Genomic DNA, 5,584 nt, shown 5'->3' with positions numbered 1-5,584 from the left:
TGGGTGCGGGGACAGGATTTGAACCTGTGACCTTCAGGTTATGAGCCTGACGAGCTACCGGGCTGCTCCACCCCGCGGCAGGGGTATAATCGTGAGTAGGGTTCTGGACTTTGTTATCTTTGCTGGATGCATCCTTTTAGCGGACCTGGCGGCGACCTACTCTCCCGCGCCTTGAGACGAAGTACCATTGGCCCAGGGGGACTTAACGACCGAGTTCGGAATGGGATCGGGTGGGGAACCCCCGGCAAAGCCACCAGGTCAGCGAAAAGGATGCTGCTTGCTCTCTTTTGATGGAGGGCAAGGCAAAGAAGAAGACATCAGTGTCAGGCAAGGTTTGTAAAGCTTGCATGGGTTTGACTGAAGAACGATCAAGCCTATCGAGCTATTAGTACCGGTAAGCTCCATGCGTCGCCGCACTTCCACACCCGGCCTATCAACGTGGTGGTCTTCCACGGCTCTCAGCGAGACCTTGTTTTGAGGTTAGTTTCCCGCTTAGATGCTTTCAGCGGTTATCTATTCCACACTTAGCTACCCTGCTGCACAGCTGGCGCCATGACAGGTCCACCAGAGGTGTGTCCATCCCGGTCCTCTCGTACTAGGGACAGATCCTCTCAAGTCTCGTACACCCACGGCAGATAGGGACCAAACTGTCTCACGACGTTCTGAACCCAGCTCACGTACCACTTTAATCGGCGAACAGCCGAACCCTTGGGACCTGCTCCAGCCCCAGGATGTGATGAGCCGACATCGAGGTGCCAAACTTTGCCGTCGATATGGACTCTTGGGCAAAATCAGCCTGTTATCCCTAGAGTACCTTTTATTCGTTGAGCGATGGCCCTTCCACGCAGGACCACCGGATCACTATGGCCGACTTTCGTCTCTGCTCGACTTGTCAGTCTCGCAGTCAGGCGGGCTTATGCCATTGCACTCGACGACCGATTTCCGACCGGTCTGAGCCCACCATCGCGCGCCTCCGTTACACTTTGGGAGGCGACCGCCCCAGTCAAACTGCCCGCCACGCCATGTCCCGGACCCGGATAACGGGCCGCGGTTAGACGTCAGCAACAATAAGGGTGGTATTTCAAGGATGGCTCCACCGGAACTGGCGCCCCGGTTTCATAGCCTCCCACCTATCCTACACATGTTGCTGCTAACGCCAAGGCGAAGCTGCAGTAAAGGTTCATAGGGTCTTTCCGTCTGACCGCGGGAACCCCGCATCTTCACGGGGAATTCAATTTCGCTGAGCCTGTGCTGGAGACAGTGGGGAAGTCGTTACGCCATTCGTGCAGGTCGGAACTTACCCGACAAGGAATTTCGCTACCTTAGGACCGTTATAGTTACGGCCGCCGTTTACCTGGGCTTCAATTCGGAGCTTGCACCCCTCCTTTTAACCTTCAGGCACCGGGCAGGCGTCAGACCCTATACGTCGCCTTGCGGCTTCGCAGAGCCCTGTGTTTTTGATAAACAGTCGCTACCCCCTGGCTTGTGCCACTCTTTTCTGGTTGCCCAAAGAAGAGTCACGCTTATCCCGAAGTTACGCGTGCAATTTGCCGAGTTCCTTCAGCACAGTTCTCTCAAGCGCCTTGGTATACTCTACCTGCCCACCTGTGTCGGTTTCGGGTACGGTCTCCGTTGGAGTTATTTCCAGGGACCTGTTCACTGCCGGAACCAATCCAATAAGGACCGACAATTTACCAGATCCGTCACTTCCAACTGGCTCAGGAATATTCACCTGATTCCCATCGACTACGCCTTTCGGCCTCGCCTTAGGGGCCGGCTAACCCTGCGCAGATTAGCTTTACGCAGGAACCCTTGGGCTTTCGGCGAGAGGGTCTCTCACCCTCTTTATCGCTACTCATGTCAGCATTCTCACTTCCGATACCTCCAACAAGGCTCACGCCTCATCTTCACAGGCTTACGGAACGCTCCGCTACCGCTTGCTCAAAGAGCAAACCCATACCTTCGGCGACTGGCTTTAGCCCCGTTACATTTTCCGCGCAGGTTCGCTTGACCAGTGAGCTGTTACGCTTTCTTTAAATGATGGCTGCTTCTAAGCCAACATCCTGGTTGTCAAAGCAAACCCACATCGTTTCCCACTTAGCCAGTACTTGGGGGCCTTAGATGATGGTTAGGGTTGTTTCCCTTTTCACGACGGACGTTAGCACCCGCCGTGTGTCTCCCAGATATCTCTCTCGGGTATTCGGAGTTTGATTAGAATTGGTACAGCTCGCGCCGCCCGCATCCATTCAGTGCTCTACCCCCCGAGGAGTCCGTCTGAGGCACTACCTAAATAGTTTTCGCGGAGAACCAGCTATGTCCAGGTTTGATTGGCCTTTCACCCCTATCCACAAGTCATCCGAGAATTTTTCAACATTCACCGGTTCGGTCCTCCAGTTGGTGTTACCCAACCTTCAACCTGCTCATGGATAGATCACCTGGTTTCGGGTCGTCATGCGACGTACTTATTCGCCCTATTCAGACTCGCTTTCGCTGCGCCTACACCTAACGGCTTAAGCTTGCACGGCACATGAAGTCGCTGACCCATTATACAAAAGGTACGCCGTCACCACGCGCGGTGGCTCCGACTGCTTGTAGGCTTCCGATTTCAGGATCTGTTTCACTCCCCTTGTCGGGGTGCTTTTCACCTTTCCCTCACGGTACTTGTTCGCTATCGGTCATTGAGGAGTACTTAGGCTTGGAGGGTGGTCCCCCCATGTTCAGACAGGATTTCACGTGTCCCGCCCTACTCGAGTCTGTCGCTATTTGACGCTTACGGGGCTATCACCCACTATGGCGGACCTTCCCAGATCCTTCAGCTTTATGTCACGACAGCACTGGCCTGGTCCCGGTTCGCTCGCCACTACTACGGGAGTCTCGGTTGATGTCCTTTCCTCCAGGTACTGAGATGTTTCAGTTCCCTGGGTTTGCTTAATGACCCTATGTATTCAGATCATTATACCTCTTCCGACCATCCAATCTTCGCCTTGCCGAAGCAAAGCTAAGTTGGGTGACCGTAAAGGTGGGTTTCCCCATTCGGAGATAGCCGGATCAAAGGGTGCTCGCGCCTCCCCGGCTCTTATCGCAGCGTGCCACGTCCTTCATCGCCTCTCAATGCCAAGGCATCCGTCAGAAGCCCTTATGCGCTTGATCGTTCTCAGCAAAACCCATGCGCTTACCGTCTAGGGACGGTTCGCATGCGCTTTACAATTTGTCAGACAATGATGTCTTCTTAAGTCCAACCTAAGCGGCTGAACCCTACATTCACGATGTCATTTCGCAGATGGCTCAGAGCCAGCTGCAAACTTGATATCCTCGATCGCGTCCTTGTCCGTCCTCCAGCTGGCCTCGCTCAAGAAGCGAAGCGTTAGCGAAGACAGCCAACAAAGATGGTGGAGCCAGACGGATTCGAACCGACGACATCCTGCTTGCAAAGCAGGCGCTCTACCAACTGAGCTATGGCCCCTCACACTTGGTGTGAGTTGCTCGCCCAGGAGAGCTGTCGGTTGCGTCCGTATGATTGGAAAGAGTGGTAGGCCCGATAAGACTTGAACTTATGACCTCACGCTTATCAAGCGTGCGCTCTAACCAACTGAGCTACGGGCCCATAGGCCGCTCAGATCGGATCAGATGATCCGCCCCAGGGCTCGCGATCGTGCCTTGAACCTGATCGGCTCAAGACAAGTGGAAAGAGAAACGGAGACGGCGGCGATCCGCTCATTTGTGTGCGTCTAGCGCACTAATTGGAGCCTCAATAAGCTCGTGAGAGCTTGGAGAAGCATCCTTAGAAAGGAGGTGATCCAGCCGCAGGTTCCCCTACGGCTACCTTGTTACGACTTCACCCCAGTCGCTGACCCTACCGTGGTCGCCTGCCTCTCTTGCGAGTTAGCGCAGCGCCTTCGGGTAAAGCCAACTCCCATGGTGTGACGGGCGGTGTGTACAAGGCCCGGGAACGTATTCACCGCGGCATGCTGATCCGCGATTACTAGCGATTCCAACTTCATGCTCTCGAGTTGCAGAGAACAATCCGAACTGAGACGACTTTTAGGGATTGGCTCCCCCTCGCGGGATTGCAACCCTCTGTAGTCGCCATTGTAGCACGTGTGTAGCCCACCTTGTAAGGGCCATGAGGACTTGACGTCATCCCCGCCTTCCTCCGGATTAACTCCGGCAGTCCTGTTAGAGTGCCCAACTGAATGGTGGCAACTAACAGCGAGGGTTGCGCTCGTTGCGGGACTTAACCCAACATCTCACGACACGAGCTGACGACAGCCATGCAGCACCTGTGTCCCAGTCCCCGAAGGGAAAGCCAGATCTCTCTGGTGGTCCGGGCATGTCAAAAGGTGGTAAGGTTCTGCGCGTTGCTTCGAATTAAACCACATGCTCCACCGCTTGTGCGGGCCCCCGTCAATTCCTTTGAGTTTTAATCTTGCGACCGTACTCCCCAGGCGGAGTGCTTAATGCGTTAGCTGCGTCACCGACAGGCATGCCTGCCGACAACTAGCACTCATCGTTTACAGCGTGGACTACCAGGGTATCTAATCCTGTTTGCTCCCCACGCTTTCGAGCCTCAGCGTCAGTAACGGACCAGTATGTCGCCTTCGCCACTGGTGTTCTTCCGAATATCTACGAATTTCACCTCTACACTCGGAGTTCCACATACCTCTTCCGTACTCAAGACTGCCAGTATCAAAGGCAATTCCAAGGTTGAGCCCTGGGCTTTCACCTCTGACTAAACAGTCCGCCTACGCTCCCTTTACGCCCAGTAATTCCGAGCAACGCTAGCCCCCTTCGTATTACCGCGGCTGCTGGCACGAAGTTAGCCGGGGCTTCTTCTCCGGGTACCGTCATTATCGTCCCCGGTGAAAGAATTTTACAATCCTAAGACCTTCATCATTCACGCGGCATGGCTGCGTCAGGCTTTCGCCCATTGCGCAAGATTCCCCACTGCTGCCTCCCGTAGGAGTTTGGGCCGTGTCTCAGTCCCAATGTGGCTGATCATCCTCTCAGACCAGCTACTGATCGTCGCCTTGGTGAGCCTTTACCTCACCAACTAGCTAATCAGACGCGGGCCGCTCCAATGGCGATAAATCTTTCCCCCGAAGGGCACATCCGGTATTAGCTCAAGTTTCCCTGAGTTGTTCCGAACCAAAGGGCACGTTCCCACGTGTTACTCACCCGTCCGCCACTAATCCCGAAGGATCCGTTCGACTTGCATGTGTTAGGCCTGCCGCCAGCGTTCGCTCTGAGCCAGGATCAAACTCTCAGGTTGAGTTGACATTGACTCCAGCTATTTGATCGAGGGGAAAACCCCGATCGCGTATCTGGTTTGCATAGTTTCTTGACGAGTTCCCATCACACAATGATCAAGCCCGAAAGCTCGATCACCGTATAAATGGTGTCTTCAAGAGACCGCATTCGTCAGCGTCTAAGGTTACCTCGAAGGGTAACCGCCAGAGCGCCGCCGCCTGCGTTTCTCTTTCCAAATCAACAATGTCAAAGACCAGAGCCGGAGCTCCGAGCCGCCTCCGTAACCGGGGAGCGGCCCCACCGTTTAGCGCCCGGTGTCGGCGGAGGCGGCTATTTA

Annotated in this window: 3 tRNA genes and 3 rRNA genes; all 6 read right to left on the bottom strand. The window is 54.8% G+C overall.

The features are described 5' to 3' along the window. A tRNA-Met gene (locus tag V6S85_RS26440) sits at positions 1–77 on the bottom strand. A 66-nt stretch (positions 78–143) separates the two neighbouring features. Beyond that, positions 144–258 (bottom strand): 5S ribosomal RNA (rrf, locus tag V6S85_RS26435). A 106-nt stretch (positions 259–364) separates the two neighbouring features. Then, a 23S ribosomal RNA gene (locus V6S85_RS26430) occupies positions 365–3,150 on the bottom strand. A gap of 237 nt (positions 3,151–3,387) precedes the next feature. Next, a tRNA-Ala gene (locus V6S85_RS26425) sits at positions 3,388–3,463 on the bottom strand. 64 nt (positions 3,464–3,527) lie between these two features. Beyond that, positions 3,528–3,604 (bottom strand) — tRNA-Ile (locus V6S85_RS26420). 181 nt (positions 3,605–3,785) lie between these two features. Next, positions 3,786–5,269: ribosomal RNA gene (locus V6S85_RS26415) — 16S ribosomal RNA — on the bottom strand. Together the 16S, 23S and 5S rRNA genes with 3 tRNA genes alongside form the textbook arrangement of a ribosomal RNA operon. Between the last annotated feature and the right edge of the window lie 315 nt (positions 5,270–5,584).

Origin of the sequence: Caulobacter sp. CCNWLW153 (genome assembly GCF_036889365.1) — a bacterium.
GTDB classification, from domain to species: domain Bacteria; phylum Pseudomonadota; class Alphaproteobacteria; order Caulobacterales; family Caulobacteraceae; genus Caulobacter; species Caulobacter radicis.
Note: the sequence above shows the minus strand (reverse complement) of the source record. Positions and strands in the feature narration are given on the sequence as shown.